The following is an 18485-nucleotide window of genomic DNA, read 5'->3' as shown; positions in this document are numbered from 1 at the left end:
CCTTAGATAGGGGTGTCTACACGGGCTGCATTAAACTCTGTAAATGATGCCTCACCCAATACCAAGCCAGCATAGCCGTTAATACATTGGCCAAAACCAGCGCAGCAAACATCCCCTCTAACCCACCGACATAATTTCCAAGCCACCCCAAGCAGATACAACAAAAATAAGCGAATTAAACTGATCCATAGTGCTTTAAGCGGCTGATGCAACGCGTTAAATGTCGAGGCACTAAGAAAAGTTGTCGCCTGAAAACCAAAACCCACCGGAACGATCAATATCCAGATTTTGATCCAATAAGCCACATCTGGATCTGAGGTAAACCAGTTCGAAACAGGATCGGCGATGAGAATGAAAACAAGATAAAGGCCTAGTTGCCAACACAATGCAAAACGAATCACACTCGAATAGGCTTTCTTAACACGAGTTATTTGACCTGCACCGTAATTTTGAGAAATCAGTGGAGGCAAGGTCATGGATAGGGCTAAACACACCAATAAAGACAAAGACTCTAAACGATTACCCACTCCAAAAGCAGCCACAGCCGCCGCACCATGACTGGCAACCAAGGCTGTTAACACACCATTTGCGATAGGCGTCGTTATATTGGATAACGCCGCAGGAATACTGATGGATAAGACTTCCCCCCAATGCCTAAAGATTGCATGAATGGAGGCAAGTGGACGCCACTTGAGTTGACGGCGCCGAACTAAAATACTGATCACGATGGCCGTAGTGATCGCCCAAGCCAACACGCTGGCCAATGCGGCCCCTGAATCCCCAACCCCGGAATCGGACCTAACCCAAAGATTAAGATAGGATCGAATATCAAATTCAGAGCAGACGCAATGAGCATCACCATCGCCGAGCGCCGCGTGTCCCCTCGCGCGCGGAAAATGCTGTTGCAGACCATGTTCATCACCATGAAAACCGAGCCTGCAAACCAAATCTGCATGTAATCATGAATCAGTGGCCGTAAAGCTTCATCAGCCCCCATGAGCACAAAAACAGGATCAATCGCCCACTGCCCCAGAATGCCAACAAATAGCATAAGGATAAAAGTCATTAACAATGTATCGGTCGCCATGGCTGCAGCAGTATCGGTCTCTCCACGGCCAATACGACGTGCTAGAGTCGCTGACATGCCAATCCCAAGACCTATCGCCAAGCTAACAATGGCAAACGAGACAGGGAAGGTAAACGCAAGCGCTGCCATAGGTTCAGTGCCCAGCAAGCCTACAAACCAAATGTCCACCAAGTTAAAGAGCATTAAACTGACAATACCAAACATCATCGGTACCGTCATTTGCACTAACACAGGACGCAGCGGACCCTTTAATAGATCAGGTGGATTACTCATGAGCTCCCATTAAACCCAAAAGAACAAAATTCTACCACCTAACCCTTAGGTTATACATGCAGTGATGATACTCAGCAAAAATTGAGGTAATATTGGCTCAGTCTGTAGAATGAAAGGAATATCATGAACTGGGTTGTAGGACTCACGGGTGGCATTGGGAGTGGGAAAACCGCCGCTTCCGATTATTTGGAAACACTCGGAGTTTCAATTATTGATGCCGATAAAGTGGCTCGCAGTGTTGTTGCGCCAGGCTCGTTTGCGCTTGCTCAAATTGCAGAGCACTTCGGCGAGCAATCTATCAATCAAGATGGACACCTCAATAGACGCTATCTAAGGAGTGTTATTTTTGATCAACCCGAAGAAAAAGACTGGCTTGAGGCGCTATTGCACCCTATGATTCGCAGCCAGATTTTAATGGACCTTCAAGCCCCAAGTTCATCTCCTTATGTTGTGTTAGTGTCTCCCCTTTTACTTGAAACCGATCAATGGACACTCGCTGATAAGATTGTCATCATTGACGTTCCCGAAGCACTCCAACTTGCTCGCAGCGCATCACGCGATCAGGCATCCATTGAGTCCATACAAAAAATCATGAGCCAACAGCTAAGCCGCGTAGATCGTCTCAACCGTGCCGATTTTATCATTGATAACAGCCAGACATTGACAGAGCTGCATCAACAGTTGGCGAACCTTCATAGCACCTTACAAGAACAAACATTATCAAAGACTGTGCAACAACTATCCAGAGATACCCGTGAAACAGATTAAATGCCCACAATGTCAAACGCCCACTCTATATGACGCCAGCAATCCTTGGCGCCCCTTTTGCAGTGAGCGCTGCAAACTCATAGACCTAGGAGAATGGGCCAGTGAAGGTTATCAAATCCCAGTATCTCCAGAGTCTGACCTCTGGAGTGATGAATTAACAGACGATGGATCATCCAAACGACCACATTAAACAATTAAGGATATAAGCAGATGTTAAGTAAAGTTGTGATTCCCGTGGCAGGTTTAGGAACCCGCGTACTGCCAGCCAGCAAGGCCATTCCAAAAGAAATGCTGACGGTTGTGGATAAACCTGTTATCCAGTACGTGGTCGAAGAAGCAATTGCTGCCGGATTCAAAGAGATTGTTCTGGTCACTCGCAGCGGCAAAAATGCGATTGAGGATCACTTTGATCATAACTATGAACTTGAAGCCGAATTAGAACGGAAACAAAAGGTTGATCTACTGAATAGCGTTCGCCATATTTTACCTGCTGGGGTTTCGGTCATCAGTGTGCGTCAACCCAAAGCACTCGGCTTAGGTCATGCGGTATTGTGTGCGGCCAGTGTTATTGGCAAGGACGATTTTGCGGTGATGCTTCCAGATATGTTGATTGATAACAGCCAAACGACAGGGGACATGACCTCAATGGTAGCGGCTTACCAAGGATCGGGACTGGGTCAAATCATGGTCGAAGGCGTCCCTGAAGAACAGGTTGAGCGCTATGGTATTGTTGATTGCGCGGGCATTAGCATCCAGCCTGGCGAATCGACCGATATCATCGGTATGATCGAAAAACCTAAGGCCGCTGAAGCTCCTTCTAACCTCGCCATTGTTGGGCGCTATATACTGCCCGCTCGTGTGATGGAAATTTTACAGCACACTACACCTGGGGCAGGTGGTGAAATTCAACTGACGGATGCATTAGAAGCCTTATTGCAAGAGTCTAAGCTGCAGGCCTATTCTATGCGTGGCAATCTCTATGACTGCGGTAATAAAGCCGGACTCATACAGGCCAATATTGCATTTGGGCTTCAACATCCAGAAACCAAAGATGCGGTGCAATCCTTCCTGAAGTCTCTCTAAACCGAGAGTGGAGTAATAGGACTATGACGACAGAAAACGCTTGGCGACGACTCAGCGAGCACGCTGAGGAAGTGAAATCGCTCCATTTGAAAGAGTTACTCAAGGATGAGGCACGCATTGACTCATTGAAGCACCGTCATGACCATTTATTGTTAGATTTTTCAAAACAGCGGATCGTGCCTGAAACCTTCAAACGCCTTGCACAACTGGCTGAGGCGTCTGATTTAACCAAGCATATTGAACGTTTATTCGAAGGCGATATCGTCAACCAATCCGAGCAACGCCCAGCATTGCATACGGCTTTACGTGCCCCCAAATCGACTCAAATCGAGTATGAGGGTCGGAATGTAATTGATGAAGTCTATGAAAGCTTAGGCCGCATGGATGAAATCGTGACTCAAATTCATGCTGGACAATGGCGTGGATTCTCAGGTGAGCCGATTACCACTATCGTAAACATTGGTGTTGGCGGATCGGATCTAGGGCCAATGATGGCCTGTAAAGCCTTGGCCGAGTTTAGAGCTCCAACAGAACAAAAACTGGAGTTTATTTTTGTTTCCTCCATGGATGGAAGTCAACTGGCAGAAGTACTCGACCATCTCAACCCTGCTAACACGCTCTTTATTTTGGCATCCAAATCCTTTACAACCATTGACACCTTAGCCAATGGAGCCACCGCTAGAGAGTGGCTTTGCAATGCCAGTGGTCTTGACGATGCCCTATTGATGAAACGCCACTTTATCGGTGTGACAGCCGTTCCTGATAAAGCCAATGAGTGGGGAATCCCTTGTGAGAATCAGCTCCACTTTGCACAGTGGGTTGGAGGACGTTACTCTCTGTGGTCTGCGATTGGGTTGCCCATCGCCCTCAAAATTGGGATGACAGGCTTCCGTCAGCTTTTGGATGGTGCCCACAGCATGGACCAGCACTTCAGACATACGCCTTTTGAGCGCAATCTACCTGTCTTGCTCGCGTTAACGGAAATCTGGAACATTAATTTTCTAGACATTCATGCACATGCCATCCTTCCGTATGATGGTCGCTTGGCACATTTGCCGGCGTATTTAGAACAGCTTGAAATGGAAAGTAACGGCAAATCCGTTACGCAATCCGGTGAACCTGTAACACGACGCACCTGCCCTGTTTTATGGGGTGAAGTGGGTCCAAATGCGCAACATGCGTTTTACCAACTTCTGCATCAGGGAACAGAAAGAGTCATGTGCGACTTTATTCTGCCTGCACGACGATACGATGACCACAGCGATGAGTTGAAAAAACAACATCGCCTTGCCCTGGCAAATTGTTTAGCGCAATCACGTACACTGGCACTGGGTGACGATGTTATTAAACACGCGGAAAATGCGCCAGCCCACAAGCGCTATCCCGGTAACCAACCCAGCACAACCTTTTTACTTGATGAACTCAACCCCTATAATTTTGGAGCGCTTATTGCTCTTTACGAGCATAAGGTCTATACCCAAGCGGTCATCTGGAATATTAATCCTTTTGATCAATGGGGTGTGGAGCTCGGAAAAGTGATGGCAAATGAGTTGCTAGAAAGTATAGAAAACCAAGAGACGGGCAATTTTGATGGAGCAACCAATGCATTGCTCACAGAAATCCATGCACTGAACCAGTTTTGCCAATACAAGGATCAGGATACAACATCATGAAAATTGCAATATGGGGAGACGAACTAGCCGCATGGGTCAGCGCTGTCAGCCTTGCCGAAAAAGGCAATCATATCTATATGGTGCGCGAAACCCATAACACCGCGCTCATTCCCAAAGATACTAGCATTTGCAATGAGCCTGGCTTAATGGCAGCCATTCAAACACAACGGGACAAAAAGCAACTCTTTGCATGCTCATTTGAAGAAGGTTGTGCATTTGAAACTCATTGGATGGCGATGGCCCCCTCGGAGTTCAATCAAGCCCAGACCATCATTGACACATTAACAACTCGCAACAAGCGCTTGTTGGTCATAAACCAAAGCAATTTTGGTATTGGCGCAAGTGAAAAGCTTCGCAGTTTTTTAATCGACCCCGCACATCAGAGTATCGCTTACATCCCTGACACGCTCCAACAGGGATTGGCTTTGTATCAATTTAACAATCCTGACGTACTCATCATTGGCAGTGATACGGATCGAACCCTACCCCTGCTAAAAGCCATTTTCCGGCCATTTAGCGGTGGTTTGGAACAAATTCAATTCATGAGTCCGCAGGAAGCTGAGTTCACCAAGTTTGCAATAAACGGCATGCTTGCACTTCGCTTAGGCTATATCAATGAATTAGCCAATCTGGCCGATCAACTTCACGTGGATATCGATTTGGTCATACAGGGCATGAGTGCCGATGTTCGAGTTGGCAAACACTATCTTCAGCCCGGCTGTGGATTTGGTGGCCAGCATTTTACACACAGCATCAAAAGCTTGGCCGACCTTCTCAGCCACAAACAAAGATCAACACTACTGGAAATGGTGCTAAGCGAAAACGAAAAACAAAAGGAATTGCCATTTCGTAAGCTATGGCAACACTATCAGTGTGATATTCGCGATAAGGTAATAAGTATCTGGGGAGTGGCATTCAAACCCGGCATCGCAGCATTGAAAATGCACCCGCTGTCCGTGTGATTAAAGCCTTGTTGGCCCAAGGTGCAGTGATCAAAGTGCATGATCCAGCTGCAATGTTGGAGCTGCATACCTACTTTGGTGCCAATAGCCAGATTATTTATTGTGAAACGGCGATTGAGGCGACGCTAAACAGCGATGCACTCTTGTTGATAACGGAATGGAATGAGTATGCATCACCTGATTTTGATCAACTTAAAGCCAATATGAAAACCCCCCTCATTATTGATGGCCGCAACATTTGGGAACCTCAATTTTTAAGAGAACTTGGATTTACCTATTACGGCGTTGGTCGGTGATCAATGTGTAAATGAATCAATCAGCTGCAGTCATACAATACTGCAGCTGATTGATTCAAACGTTAGGCCTTTTGATGAGCGATGATGTCCTTCCATTTAGCAGGACCTGTGTTGTGAACAGACTCCCCTTTAACATCAACCGCAACTGTCACAGGCATATCCTTTACTTCAAACTCGTAAATCGCTTCCATTCCTAATTCTGGAAAAGCAAGCACCTTAGCACCGACAATCGCCTTTGATACCAAGTAAGCAGCACCACCGACGGCCATCAAGTAAACGGCTTTACTGTCACGTATGGCGTCGATTGCAACCGGCCCACGCTCCGACTTACCAATCATCCCCAACAGCCCCGTTGTTTCGAGAATCTGGCGAGTGAACTTATCCATACGCGTAGACGTTGTCGGGCCAGCAGGACCCACCACTTCATCACGAACAGGGTCAACAGGTCCAACGTAGTAAATGAAACGGCCTTTCAGATCGACAGGCAAGGTTTCGCCGTTGTTCAACATTTCGATCATTTTCTTGTGGGCAGCATCACGTCCAGTCAGCATTTTACCATTCAATAAAACGGTTTCGCCGACCTGCCAAGTTGCGACTTCTTCAGGTGTTACATCATCTAGGTTAACACGGCGGGTATTGCTGCCCACTTCAAACGTCACTTCTGGCCAGTCTTCCAAACTCGGTGGTGTCAATACAGCTGGGCCAGAACCATCAAGTGTGAAATGGGCATGGCGCGTAGCAGCACAGTTCGGAATCATACAGACAGGCAAAGACGCCGCATGAGTCGGATAGTCTTTGATTTTGATATCCAGTACCGTTGTTAAACCGCCCAGACCTTGAGCACCAATGCCTAGAGCATTGACCTTATCCATGATTTCTAAACGCAACTCCTCCACTCGATTTTGAGGACCACGCTCACGAATTTCATGAATATCGATAGGATCCATCAAGGACTCCTTCGCCATCACAGCCGCCTTCTCTGCGGTGCCACCAATGCCTATTCCGAGCATTCCAGGAGGACACCAACCCGCTCCCATGGTTGGAACTGTTTTCACAATCCAATCAACGATACTGTCTGAAGGATTCAGCATGGCCATTTTGGACTTGTTTTCAGAACCACCGCCTTTTGCAGCGACATGAACTTCAACCTCATCACCGTCAACGATCTCATAATGGATGACGGCAGGCGTATTGTCTTTAGTGTTCTGACGCTTTCCTGCTGGATCAGCTAATATCGAAGCACGCAAGACATTATCAGGATTCAAGTAAGCACGACGGACGCCTTCATTGACCATATCGGTCACATTCATTTTGGCATCCCACTGAACGTTCATACCCACTTTAAGAAAAACCGTCACGATTCCCGTATCTTGACAGATAGGGCGTTTACCTTCAGCACACATGCGGGAGTTAATTAAAATCTGTGCCATTGCATCTTTAGCGGCAGGATTTTCTTCGCGCTGATACGCTTCATGCACTGCTTTTACAAAATCAATCGGGTGATAGTAGGATATAAACTGCAGTGCATCAGCAATGCTATTAATGAAATCGTCTTGACGGATAACGCTCATTGGGAGTCTCCAATCGGGCTGTTACATTAAATTGACAGGTGGTTCTTCGACAGATGCGCAGAATATCGACGCGTCATAGGGACGTGATTATACCCTAAAATCGAACAACTGCCTGTCAGGTATTAGTATAAAACGTATAGAAAACGCCAATCAGGATAGGCTGTACTAAGGTCAGGGCAAAGCACAGGCCAAATAATAACAAAAACCGAGCTGTAGCGGGCGTTAGAGCCATACGTGCAGCAGGCTCAGCACTGAGCAATCGGAAAGGTTTGATCAGAAACGGCAGACTCAAGATCAGCCAATAAGGTGTAGGTAATAGTCCAAATAGCCATAATGCCAAACTGACCAATACCGACATCACCAGCAATCCGATATACAGCCACTGCGCTTTTTCGTAGCCAATCTTAACAGTAAGTGTTGTGATGTGTTGCGCCGCATCAACCTCATAATCGCGCAACTCGTTACTCAACAATAGCAGAGACACTAAACAACTGATCGGCAACGACATTAAGACGACTTGCAGGTTGAAGTTGGCCCCTAAGGCTAAATAGCTTCCCTTCACCATTAGGACGCCCATCAACCAGAAGACCAAGACAACACCCAATCCACGGTGCTTAAAAGACAAGGGTGGCAAGGTATAGCCCAAACAGCCAACAAAGCCAATCACACAAATCCACAACAGGAGTGGATCTGATTGGATAACCAAATAAAAACCGATGACAGCCGCTAATAGAATCGCCAACAGCCCTAGCTGAAAGTTACGAACAATCTGACGAGCCGCCAAGAGACTGGACGCCTTTTTGTTGTTAAGCTGCGGGTGCGTTGTCAGGTCGGCGTAGTCATTAATTAAATTAACACCGGCTTGAAGCAGGATACCTGCGACAAGAATCAACCCAGCTTTTGATGGACTCCAGACACCATCCAAAAAGGCCATCAAAATACCCAAACCACAGGTAATCAGTGCAACTGGAAATGAAAAGGGCCTTACAGCTTATGAAATCATACGATTTTGCCATTGGGTTCTTAATTTTTAGCAGGGGCGTTTGGAAGGTCTCGCATTAAAAGTGCGTAGGTCATATCGCCCTCTAAATTCATGGGAAACATAACGCGATGACCAGAGCCTGGGGCCGCTTCAATCCTGGCACCCGTTGTGGATAAAAGCTCATCTAAACGGAAACGATGATTACCGGCTGGCGTCATCAATTCTAGCGTGTCTCCACACTCAAAACGATTTTTTACATCAATCACTAAACGTCCATTTTGAGTATCCTGTTCTACAATTTCACCAACAAACTGCTGGTGCACGCCCACAGAGTTACCTGTCTCATAGTTCTGATACTGGTCATGAACGTGGCGGCGATAAAAGCCTTCGGTGTAGCCACGGTTTGCCAGGTTTTCCAACACATCCATCAGCTCCATATCAAAGGGCTTTCCGGCAACCGCATCATCAATGGCTCGACGATAGGCTTGCGCAGTTCTGGCAACATAATAGTGTGATTTAGTGCGACCTTCGATCTTCAGCGAATCAACGCCCATGGAAGCAAGTCGATGCACATGCTGTATAGCCCTAAGATCCTTTGAGTTCATGATATAGGTTCCATGTTCATCCTCAAATACAGGCATATAATCGTTCGGACGTGACTGCTCCTGTAGCAAGAATATTTGCTCACTTGGCTTTTGTTCTGGCTCAAACTGCTGAACCGGAACAATATCTCCTGAATCATCTTGCTTTGCCTCATGTGCATCGTACTTCCAACGGCACGCATTCGTGCAAGTCCCTTGGTTTGGATCTCGATGATTGATATAGCCTGACAGCAAGCAACGACCTGAATAAGCAATACATAATGAACCGTGAACGAAAACCTCTATTTCCATTTCAGGACAGCGTTGACGTATTTCTTCAACTTCATCAAGCGACAGCTCTCGAGACAGGATCACTCGCTCAACGCCCATACGATGCCAGAACTTAACGCTTGCCCAGTTCATTGTATTGGCTTGAACGGACAAATGGATTGGCACTTCAGGGAAGCGATCTTTAACCATCATGATCAAACCTGGATCTGACATAATCAACGCGTCTGGCCCCATTTCGATAACGGGCGTGATGTCATCCATGTAGGTTTTGAGCTTCGAGTTGTGGGGCAATATATTGCTCGCAACAAAAAACTTCTTACCCAACTGATGAGCAATCGAAATACCTTGAGCCAAGTGGTCATGATTAAAATCATTATTGCGCACACGCAGGCTATAACGCGGCTGACCTGCATATACGGCATCCGCACCATATGCGAAGGCATATTTCATGTTTTTGAGTGTCCCCGCTGGAGACAAAAGCTCTGGCTGTCGTATCATTTATCTACTCATCACTTTAAATACGTTTACATTGGGTCAAAACCCAAGTGTCTGCTAAAAGCATTTATTCCGTTAATTCATTTGCTCTAATCGTAATTGTATACGATTGACCTGCTCTCGTAGCTGTAAAATATCACGACTTATCTGAATTCTTGAACCATCAATGGCTTGAATAGCGATCTCGTGCTGATTCACCTTTGTCTCCAAGCCTACAGGAACGGAAGGCGCAGGGTTATTCAGCCCTGCCAAACGTTGATCCGTTCTACGCTGATCGTTTTGCAGCTGTGTTATTTGAGAGGCTATCTGAGCTTCTTGGGTTTGCAACTGACGAGCGATCTCATCAAGGCGGCGAGAGATAGGCTCAACATCGATCGCTTCGCTTACATCTGCGGCTGCAGTTAATTGATCCAGCCTGTCGTTCATATCACTCACTTGCGCGACGCTCGGCAACTGCTCCAGCGTTACCGTTATTGCAATCACTTGGTCACGAAGCTGGTTTACAACCTCATCGATTGGATTTTGAGTAAAACGCTCTTCTAATCTATCAACGGCATTGCTTAATACAGCAACCTCTTCATTGCTTGACTGCAATTGCTGAATGGCCTGATTAATCGCGTCTAACGCCGCTTCTTGCTGTATTAAAGACGCTTGCATATGCCCAATATCTTCAGGACGAAGCCGTAACATTTGATCCCATATTTTGATGATCTCTGAATTCAAATAGCCATAATTTTCAGCCGACTCCGCTTCGACACTGGCCAGCATATCCGCAAAAGACGCCTCTGTTACATCAACCACCTGCTGATTCTCAGACATGTTTCGATCCAGCCTCTGCAACTGCGCTTCCAAATCGGCTTGTGTTGATGCGAGCACCGCTTGCTGTCGATCAAGCAGGTCATTTAATTCAATCAGTTTCCAACCCAGCCCCCCTACAGCTACTAACAACAGCAGGATAAGCAGTCGAAAAAAAATACTAACGCCACGCTTTTGCTGCTGTTTAATCAATTGGACATCTGCGCGCAAAATACTGATCGCATCTTCTGAGCGATCTTTCAGCCGTTCGATATTAAGTTGAGGTTCTTGCCGTGTACTCATGAACACCAAACTCCCATTGCCAAACAGTGACCATTGTTAGGTGAAGCTATAATGCAAAAAGCTCCGCACCTGATAAAGATACTAAGGCGTATCAGATTATCAGATGCAGAGCTTTTTTTCAGTTAGAAAAGACTAACTAGGGCGATATGTCGGGTAAAAAGCAACCATTACTGGTCACCCCTCCCCTAAGAACCGTACGTGCGAGTTTCCCCGCATACGGCTCAAGCCTTTAAAAGCTTCATTTGTTTATAAAGCCAGCAGTTAGCATACCCTTATTAGTATGCAGTTTACGATGGCAATTTGGATGAAGCAACACTAGATTCTCCAACTTGTGATCACCGCCCTTGTGCCGTTCGATAATATGATGAACATTCCATCCTGTCTCAAACGTTATCAATTGATTGCACATCGGGCAGCGTTTCTGCTGTCGATTCCAAAGCGTGTAGGTCTTCCGTTTGCCTTGTTCCGAATTTCTCCACACATACTCCAAACGCTGTTCGAAGTAGGTTTCAAACTCCGGAAGATACGGATTCGCTTCTGCCTTGATTTTCGTGTGCCGCTTTATCGGCGTGTCATTTGCATATAGCAGCGTGGCTAGCTTTCCACTTGGATAGTGATCTGAAAATACCCAATTACGTTTTCCAACGCGCTTAAAGTACTTATCCTTGATCCAGCGTTTACGACGATTAAGGTGTCGCCGTCTGCACCACTGCCACAGCATTTTCCAGATACGATAGTCCACATAGTTAAAGGTTTCTTTAGCAACAATATGACGGTGATAGTTTGCCCAACCCCTAATTACTGGATTAAGTAGATCTATCAGTTGCCATGTTGGAACTGTTTTATTTCCTTTCACTATTTGCCTAATCTTTGCCAAAAATGATTTCAGGTTTTTATGGGCAGGCTTAATTAACAGCTTGCCTTTATAACTCCTGACATTCTGACCCAGAAAGTCAAACCCTTCCGACACATGCGTTATAACCGTTTTCTCTGCTGAAAGAGTCAAACCACGTTCTGCCATAAAGGCTTCTACGACTGGTTTCACCTCATTCACTAGTAGCTCTTTCGAGATACCTGTAATCACAAAGTCATCGGCGTACCGCACATAATTGACCTTTGTCTTGTAGCTGGCCTTGGTGTTTTTCTTCCCAAATAGGGCTTCTAACTCCTTTTCCAAACCATCAAGCGCAATATTGGCCAATACAGGCGAGATAATACCTCCCTGTGGTGTTCCCGCCTCGGTTGGGAACAACTGGCCGGATTCCATGTACCCTGCCTTCAACCATTTCCTGACTATCCCACGATCCAATGGAACGTTTTCGATCAACCAGTTATGATTGATATTGTCGAAACACCCTTTAATATCGCCCTCTAACACCCACTTAGCCGAGTTAACTCGACTGAGATTGACGAACAATTGCTCAATCGCATCTGCCGTAGAGCGTAGTGGTCGAAAGCCATAAGAGTTACGGTCCGCTATTGTTTCCGATACTGGCTCCAAAGCAAGCAGGTATAAAGCCTGCATTGCTCTATCTAGCATCGTCGGTATACCCAGAGGACGACTTTTGCCATTACTCTTAGGTATGTAAACACGCCGAAGCGGTCTAGGCCTATAGCCCTTCCGCTCCAGACAATGCACAGCATTCCATTTGGCATCTGGGGTGTCCCACGTTTCGCCATCAACACCGGGAGTTTTTCGCCCTCGGTTTTCAGTTACTCGCTTTACAGCCAATGCCTTGGCTGAGAACGAGTGCACCAGCATACGCTGTAGGCTATTAACCTTTCGCCATTGCTGAGTATTAACCGCTTTCGCGATGCGTACCTGTAGCCCTCTCACCTTACGATGACTGGATTCCCAATCAATCGAATGCCATCCGCTGACAAGGTGGGAGAACGCAGGTACTTCGTTTGAAGTACACATCTTGCTGCTCTCCATAGTACCTCGGAGAAACGTGCACACTCTTCCCTCGCGGGAAGTGTAAACACTGTCCCACGAGGGATTATTATTAAAGTCAGGACTGCGAACAGTCGCTACTTCATTTGATGGCTTTACAAGCCGTTACGCGATTAAAGACCAGTTGGAAGTGGGCACCGTTTCCGGTCAGGGCAAAGTTTGAACCCCTATCCCAGCCATTACAGCTGAGCATTTGCTTTTTCCAACATCCTCTACCCGCACCCTCAACAGCTCACCTTACGGCTCACCTGCCATAGTGGCGAAGATACGGGCTTACCGAGTTCCATACCTGTCACATGAATGGGTTAGGTTCTGCTTATCCACCGGTGGTCATTTTGTCAGCGTATTCCCAGATGTAAGAGGAATAACCGACCACGTACCATTTTGGTCAGAGCTTATCAGCAACTTTTAGCTCTTTGCGGTTGACGGTGTTTATCAGCAGTTCACTTATGTTAACCATACCACTCAGCCTTGCACCTCATTTGCGTGTTGCTCGCAAAATCTACATCCGACCTCACAGTCAGAATGCACCACAAATGCGGGGTTACGTTGTCAGGAAGCTTCGCACAACGCCGTTACCAGCGATGCACTATCCTTAGGCTACTATTGGCTGAACAACAGGTCTCGCTACCAATTCAGTTACCCGAATGGTGAGACAATGACAGAAATGGCTTACGCCGGAGGGAACCAGCTAAGCATTTAAGACGCGACGACCCCTACCGTCCGATTCAAATAATCTGAACCTTTGGCATGGATACCATTTCATCTTTACAGATGGAAAGATATTGGCTACACCAATACCGAATTCGTACCACCTTATGAAGGTAGTCCGATATCCGGGCTTAATGCAGCCCGGACACCGGGTATTTAAATTGCTATTTTCTACGGACTGGGTGTACTCACCAAAAAGTGGTGAGTACGGGAGTAGTTCCGTTAGGCTAGCTACCTACGCGACTCTCGTCGCACTACATCATGCCGCCCATGCCGCCCATTCCACCCATGCCGCCCATATCAGGCATAGAAGGCTTGTCTTCTGGCAAATCTGCTATCATAGCTTCAGTGGTGATCATCAAGCCTGCGATAGACGCAGCGGCTTGAAGCGCTGCACGTGTAACTTTAGCAGGATCGATGATACCCATTTCTAGCATATCGCCATACTCTTCTGTCGCCGCATTAAAACCGAAAGATCCACTGCCTTCACGGATTTTAGATACCACTACAGAGCCTTCGCCACCAGCATTGGTAACGATTTGACGAATCGGTGCTTCAAGCGCACGGAAAGCCAACTCGATACCGATCGTTTGATCATGGTTATCGCCTTGCAACTTACCGACGTTATCAAGTGCACGAATTAATGCAACACCACCGCCAGGTACAACACCTTCTTCAACGGCTGCGCGTGTAGCATGAAGAGCATCATCGACGCGTGCTTTCTTCTCTTTCATTTCAACTTCGGTGCCTGCACCGACTTTGATAACAGCAACACCGCCTGCTAATTTAGCAACGCGCTCTTGCAGTTTTTCACGGTCGTAATCAGACGATGTTTCTTCGATTTGAACACGAATTTGCGCAACACGTGCTTCAATGTCAGCTTGTGAACCCGCACCATCAACAATAGTTGTATTTTCTTTGGTAATGCTAACACGCTTAGCCGTTCCCAAATGATCAAGGCCTGCCTGCTCTAGAGACAAACCGATCTCTTCAGAGATGACTTGTCCACCGGTCAGAACAGCAATGTCTTGCAGCATGGCTTTACGACGATCACCAAATCCAGGGGCTTTAACAGCCGCCACCTTAACAATACCACGCATGTTGTTAACCACAAGCGTTGCTAAGGCTTCACCTTCAACATCTTCAGACACGATCAGTAACGGACGTGAAGATTTAGCAACCTGCTCAAGCACAGGCAGAAGTTCACGAATGTTAGAAACTTTCTTATCAACCAACAGAATGAACGGATCATCTAGCTCAGCTGACATGGTTTCTTGGTTGTTGATGAAGTAAGGTGACAGGTAGCCACGATCAAACTGCATACCTTCAACAACATCTAGCTCATTATCAAAACCAGAGCCTTCTTCAACGGTGATAACGCCTTCTTTACCAACTTTTTCCATCGCTTCTGCAATGATACGACCGACTTCAGCGTCAGAGTTTGCAGAGATAGTACCTACCTGTGCAATTGCCTTATAGTCAGTGCAAGGAACTGCCATTTTGCGCAATTCTTCAACAACGGCTGCAGCCGCTTTGTCGATACCGCGCTTAAGGTCCATCGGATTCATACCCGCGGCAACTGACTTGAGGCCTTCATTAACGATCGCTTGTGCCAGAACAGTCGCCGTTGTTGTACCGTCACCTGCAACATCATTGGCTTTAGACGCAACTTCTTTAACCATCTGCGCGCCCATGTTCTCGAACTTGTCTTTCAGTTCGATCTCTTTAGCAACAGACACACCATCTTTGGTGATGGTTGGAGAGCCAAACGATTTTTCAAGAACAACGTTACGACCCTTAGGGCCTAAGGTGGTCTTTACTGCATCAGCAAGAATATTTACACCAGCGAGCATACGCTGACGAGCATCATTACCAAAACGTACTTCTTTAGCAGCCATTATTTAGAATCCTATAATAAATTCGGTGTCAGATAAAAAACGCTACGTGATATAGAGAGAGTTATTACTTTTCAACCACTGCGAAAATTTCACTTTCTTGAAGAATCATCAGTTCTTCGCCATCGACTTTTACTACATTTGAACGGGCATATTGACCGAATAATACTGTATCGCCAACTTTGACAGAGGATGCTTGGATTTCTCCATTATTCAATGTACGACCTGGTCCAACGGCAAGAACTTCTCCGCGATTTGGCTTTTCAGCTGCAGAACCTGGCAATACGATGCCACCTGCAGTGGTTTTTTCCTCTTCGCTGCGACGTACAACGACATTATCGTGAAGTGGACGAATGTTCATCTGGTATATCTCCTGGTAGTTAGGATCTAAAGCGATGTTATTTGGTTTAATGTCAAAGAATGACAGTTTCCATTAATGGATGCCTGATACATATGGCCAGACATCTTTTTTTCAATGGTTGAAGTCAAAAAAATTTAACTTCACTGTCCGTCTTAAGCTCTGGTGGGGTATATGGGGGGAGGCAAACTCATTTTCAATGGTTCATCAAAAAATTATTCTTTACGGGTATACTCACCATCGATCACATCACCCGGAGCCGCATGGGATGCATGAGAGGATTTAACATGGGTTTCGGTATAACGAGCATGAACGGTCTTGTGCGACGCGATAAGCTGAAATCGCTGGCTAATAAAGCGAACAATGGCCGAACGCGTCCAAGGTATAAGACAGCAAAACCCCACAACATCCGTGACAAACCCCGGCGTCACTAACAAAGCACCGCCAACAGCCAGCACAACACCTTCAGCCATTTCTTTTCCAGGAATTTCACCTTGATTCACCCGCTCCTGAGCCTTCATCAGAGTGCTAAGACTTTGAACGCGTAACATATTGACGCCAATAAATGCCGATAGAAGCACTAACCCTATCGTGTACATAATTCCAATCATCTGGCCGACGTTAATCAGCAAGGTGATTTCAATGATTGGGACAATAATGAAGAGTAAAAATATATAGCGCATAGGTAACCTCTTTGCATGAATCCAATGCAGTGGATCACATTCGCAAGTGTGAATCAAGCAATGATAGAACGAAGCTCAATTCATAACCGACCTACACCCATATATAGGTATTTTCCCTTATTTCAAATTCGACCAAAAGATGAGCAACTTATAACAGAATATTTGTTGCGCTGCAGCATTTTGCGTCGCACAATAGAGACATGTTCAACCAACTAGGTACATTATTATGGATCTGCAAGATAAAGTGATCGTCATCACCGGTGGCGGACGTGGTTTAGGGCGCGCGATGGCGCTTGAACTGGCCAGCAAAGGCGCTAAATTGGCTCTGGCCGATTTGAACCAGCAAGATCTGGACGAAACCATCGGACTCTGCGCCGAATTGGGCTCAGAAGCGCGTGGCTACATTGCCAACGTATCTGTAGAAGCGGATGTCGAGAAACTGTTTGATGATGTTGTCAGCGATTTTGGCACACTGCATGGACTCGTCAACAATGCGGGCATCACTCGCGATGGTCTATTCATCAAAGTCAAAGATGGAAAAGTAGCGGCTAAAATGACAATGGACCAGTGGAACCTAGTCATGGATGTCAATTTAACAGGCACGTTCCTTTGTGGTCGTGAAGCCGCTTGCAAAATGATTGAGCTTGGCACATCTGGCTGCATCGTGAATATTTCGTCTGTGTCTCGCTCTGGCAACATGGGCCAAACCAACTACACGGCGACAAAAGCCGGCGTTCAAGCAATGGCGGTTACTTGGGCAAAAGAACTGTCTCGCTACGGTATCCGTGCGGCGTCAATTGCACCGGGTTATATTGGCACTGAAATGGTCATGAGCATGAAGCCTGAAGCGCTCGAAAAAATCGCGGCAGGTATTCCAGCAAAACGTTTAGGCAAGCCTGAAGAAATTGCGTCAACCGTAACCTTCATTCTTGAAAATGATTACGTAAACGGACGTTGTTTCGAAATTGACGGCGGTTTGCGCATTTAATCCTGCTAACAAAGTTTCTCAACATACCCTAGCCTGGGCATGTTGAGATGCTCTGGGATCGCTTTATAAATCGATCAATCTCGAAAGTTATTGAACTGTAATGGCAGCTCAAGATTGGATGCCCTAAGCAAGGCTATGGCCTCCTGTAAGTCATCACGCTTTTTACCCGTGATACGAACCTTTTCACCTTGAACCTGTGCTTGCACTTTCATCTTAGTGTCTTTCACCAATTTGGTGATCTTTTTACATAAGGCTTGGTCCAGCCCTTGGCGCAATACAACCTGCTGACGCGCCTTAACCCCACTTAAATCGGGATCCTTTATTTCCATACAACGTATATCAATATTACGACCCGTGAGCTTACTGCGCAAAACATCCATCATCTGCTGCAATTGAAAATCAACTTCGGCTGTCATGTTGACTGTATCATCTTGCAACTCAAAATCGGCTTTCACGCCTTTAAAGTCATAGCGACTTTGTATTTCACGATTTGCTTGATCTACCGCGTTGGTCACTTCATGGGAATCCAGCTCGGAAACCACATCAAATGAAGGCATAATTTATCTCCTTTGTGTTAAGGTATACGATAGGTTAAATTATTGGGAAGTGTAATGAACCAGACCATTCTTGGCATTAGGACAACTCATCGTCCTTAAGCCTGCGAATGTACAAAGCTGACTAAACATAACCTTGGTCAATCGCACTGTGCAAACGCTCTATGATCAGTGAATCAAGG

18 protein-coding genes are annotated in these 18485 nt (G+C 46.3%); 7 read left to right on the top strand and 11 right to left on the bottom strand.

Going from position 1 to position 18485, the window contains the following annotated elements; all coding sequences use genetic code 11:
• Positions 1-2: 2 nt before the first annotated feature.
• Positions 3-755, bottom strand: coding sequence for an MATE family efflux transporter (locus D791_RS20520; protein WP_237748479.1), 753 nt, complete (start codon positions 753-755; stop codon positions 3-5).
• Positions 722-1360 (bottom strand): MATE family efflux transporter, encoded by a 639-nt coding sequence (locus D791_RS20515; protein WP_237748456.1) that lies wholly within the window; start codon positions 1358-1360, stop codon positions 722-724. The genes D791_RS20520 and D791_RS20515 overlap by 34 nt, the downstream gene beginning before the upstream one ends.
• A gap of 123 nt (positions 1361-1483) precedes the next feature.
• Between D791_RS20515 and coaE the strand changes: the two genes are divergently transcribed.
• Genes coaE through D791_RS20510 form a run of 6 tightly spaced genes read left to right on the top strand, consistent with a single transcriptional unit; the run spans position 1484 to position 6142 of the window.
• The gene (coaE, locus tag D791_RS00445) at positions 1484-2128 is read left to right on the top strand and encodes a dephospho-CoA kinase (protein WP_036506424.1); all 645 of its coding nucleotides are present in this window, start codon (positions 1484-1486) and stop codon (positions 2126-2128) included.
• Positions 2115-2318: a DNA gyrase inhibitor YacG gene (locus tag D791_RS19445; RefSeq protein WP_337588570.1), complete on the top strand. Its 204-nt coding sequence runs from the start codon at positions 2115-2117 to the stop codon at positions 2316-2318. The genes coaE and D791_RS19445 overlap by 14 nt, the downstream gene beginning before the upstream one ends.
• 20 nt (positions 2319-2338) lie before the next feature.
• A complete protein-coding gene (gene galU / locus D791_RS00440; protein ID WP_036506422.1) occupies positions 2339-3211 on the top strand; it encodes a UTP--glucose-1-phosphate uridylyltransferase GalU in 873 nt (290 codons plus the stop codon).
• Between the two features lie 23 nt (positions 3212-3234).
• A complete protein-coding gene (gene pgi, locus D791_RS00435) occupies positions 3235-4884 on the top strand; it encodes a glucose-6-phosphate isomerase (protein WP_036506421.1) in 1650 nt (549 codons plus the stop codon).
• Positions 4881-5846: a UDP-glucose/GDP-mannose dehydrogenase family protein gene (locus D791_RS00430; RefSeq protein ID WP_237748455.1), complete on the top strand. Its 966-nt coding sequence runs from the start codon at positions 4881-4883 to the stop codon at positions 5844-5846. The genes pgi and D791_RS00430 overlap by 4 nt, the downstream gene beginning before the upstream one ends.
• The gene (locus D791_RS20510; protein WP_237748454.1) at positions 5843-6142 is read left to right on the top strand and encodes a UDP binding domain-containing protein; all 300 of its coding nucleotides are present in this window, start codon (positions 5843-5845) and stop codon (positions 6140-6142) included. Before D791_RS00430 ends, D791_RS20510 begins: the two co-directional genes overlap by 4 nt.
• Positions 6143-6204: 62 nt before the next feature.
• Here the strand turns inward: D791_RS20510 and D791_RS00425 are convergent, their stop codons facing one another.
• The 8 genes from D791_RS00425 to D791_RS00390 all read right to left on the bottom strand — a co-directional run bounded on the left by D791_RS00425 (position 6205) and on the right by D791_RS00390 (position 16761).
• Positions 6205-7713, bottom strand: a complete 1509-nt coding sequence (locus D791_RS00425; RefSeq protein WP_036506420.1) for a fumarate hydratase — start codon at positions 7711-7713, stop codon at positions 6205-6207.
• 115 nt (positions 7714-7828) lie between these two features.
• On the bottom strand, positions 7829-8671 hold the full coding sequence (locus tag D791_RS00420) for a prenyltransferase (protein ID WP_272944808.1): 843 nt from the start codon (positions 8669-8671) through the stop codon (positions 7829-7831).
• Positions 8672-8736: 65 nt separating this feature from the next.
• The gene (gene trhP, locus D791_RS00415; RefSeq protein WP_036507222.1) at positions 8737-10062 is read right to left on the bottom strand and encodes a prephenate-dependent tRNA uridine(34) hydroxylase TrhP; all 1326 of its coding nucleotides are present in this window, start codon (positions 10060-10062) and stop codon (positions 8737-8739) included.
• A 75-nt stretch (positions 10063-10137) separates the two neighbouring features.
• Positions 10138-11160 (bottom strand): coiled-coil domain-containing protein, encoded by a 1023-nt coding sequence (locus tag D791_RS00410; protein ID WP_036506419.1) that lies wholly within the window; start codon positions 11158-11160, stop codon positions 10138-10140.
• Positions 11161-11398: 238 nt separating this feature from the next.
• Positions 11399-13081, bottom strand: coding sequence for a group II intron reverse transcriptase/maturase (gene ltrA / locus D791_RS00405; protein ID WP_081763655.1), 1683 nt, complete (start codon positions 13079-13081; stop codon positions 11399-11401).
• A gap of 998 nt (positions 13082-14079) precedes the next feature.
• Positions 14080-15723 carry a chaperonin GroEL gene (gene groL / locus D791_RS00400; protein ID WP_036506418.1) on the bottom strand — a complete coding sequence of 548 codons (1644 nt, stop codon included), beginning with the start codon at positions 15721-15723 and terminating at the stop codon, positions 14080-14082.
• Between the two features lie 64 nt (positions 15724-15787).
• Positions 15788-16081 (bottom strand): co-chaperone GroES, encoded by a 294-nt coding sequence (locus tag D791_RS00395; protein WP_036506416.1) that lies wholly within the window; start codon positions 16079-16081, stop codon positions 15788-15790.
• 212 nt (positions 16082-16293) lie between these two features.
• Positions 16294-16761, bottom strand: coding sequence for an FxsA family protein (locus tag D791_RS00390; RefSeq protein WP_036506414.1), 468 nt, complete (start codon positions 16759-16761; stop codon positions 16294-16296).
• A 226-nt stretch (positions 16762-16987) separates the two neighbouring features.
• Here D791_RS00390 and D791_RS00385 point away from each other — a divergent pair, with 226 nt between their 5' ends.
• Positions 16988-17749, top strand: coding sequence for an SDR family oxidoreductase (locus tag D791_RS00385; RefSeq protein ID WP_036506411.1), 762 nt, complete (start codon positions 16988-16990; stop codon positions 17747-17749).
• Positions 17750-17823: 74 nt separating this feature from the next.
• On the opposite strand, the gene D791_RS00380 is transcribed toward D791_RS00385, so the two are convergent.
• Positions 17824-18306, bottom strand: coding sequence for a YajQ family cyclic di-GMP-binding protein (locus D791_RS00380; RefSeq protein WP_036506408.1), 483 nt, complete (start codon positions 18304-18306; stop codon positions 17824-17826).
• Positions 18307-18485 lie beyond the last annotated feature (179 nt).

Source organism: Nitrincola nitratireducens (assembly GCF_000585235.1).
GTDB lineage: Bacteria > Pseudomonadota > Gammaproteobacteria > Pseudomonadales > Balneatricaceae > Nitrincola > Nitrincola alkalisediminis.
Note: the sequence above shows the minus strand (reverse complement) of the source record. Positions and strands in the feature narration are given on the sequence as shown.

Coding starts and splice junctions, on each gene's coding strand:
- D791_RS20515 (WP_237748456.1), bottom strand. CDS start 1,360: ATGAGTAATCCACCTGATCTATTAAAGGGTCCGCTGCGTCCTGTGTTA.
- coaE (WP_036506424.1), top strand. CDS start 1,484: ATGAACTGGGTTGTAGGACTCACGGGTGGCATTGGGAGTGGGAAAACC.
- galU (WP_036506422.1), top strand. CDS start 2,339: ATGTTAAGTAAAGTTGTGATTCCCGTGGCAGGTTTAGGAACCCGCGTA.
- pgi (WP_036506421.1), top strand. CDS start 3,235: ATGACGACAGAAAACGCTTGGCGACGACTCAGCGAGCACGCTGAGGAA.
- D791_RS00430 (WP_237748455.1), top strand. CDS start 4,881: ATGAAAATTGCAATATGGGGAGACGAACTAGCCGCATGGGTCAGCGCT.
- D791_RS00425 (WP_036506420.1), bottom strand. CDS start 7,713: ATGAGCGTTATCCGTCAAGACGATTTCATTAATAGCATTGCTGATGCA.
- D791_RS00410 (WP_036506419.1), bottom strand. CDS start 11,160: ATGAGTACACGGCAAGAACCTCAACTTAATATCGAACGGCTGAAAGAT.
- ltrA (WP_081763655.1), bottom strand. CDS start 13,081: ATGTGTACTTCAAACGAAGTACCTGCGTTCTCCCACCTTGTCAGCGGA.
- groL (WP_036506418.1), bottom strand. CDS start 15,723: ATGGCTGCTAAAGAAGTACGTTTTGGTAATGATGCTCGTCAGCGTATG.
- D791_RS00395 (WP_036506416.1), bottom strand. CDS start 16,081: ATGAACATTCGTCCACTTCACGATAATGTCGTTGTACGTCGCAGCGAA.
- D791_RS00390 (WP_036506414.1), bottom strand. CDS start 16,761: ATGCGCTATATATTTTTACTCTTCATTATTGTCCCAATCATTGAAATC.
- D791_RS00385 (WP_036506411.1), top strand. CDS start 16,988: ATGGATCTGCAAGATAAAGTGATCGTCATCACCGGTGGCGGACGTGGT.
- D791_RS00380 (WP_036506408.1), bottom strand. CDS start 18,306: ATGCCTTCATTTGATGTGGTTTCCGAGCTGGATTCCCATGAAGTGACC.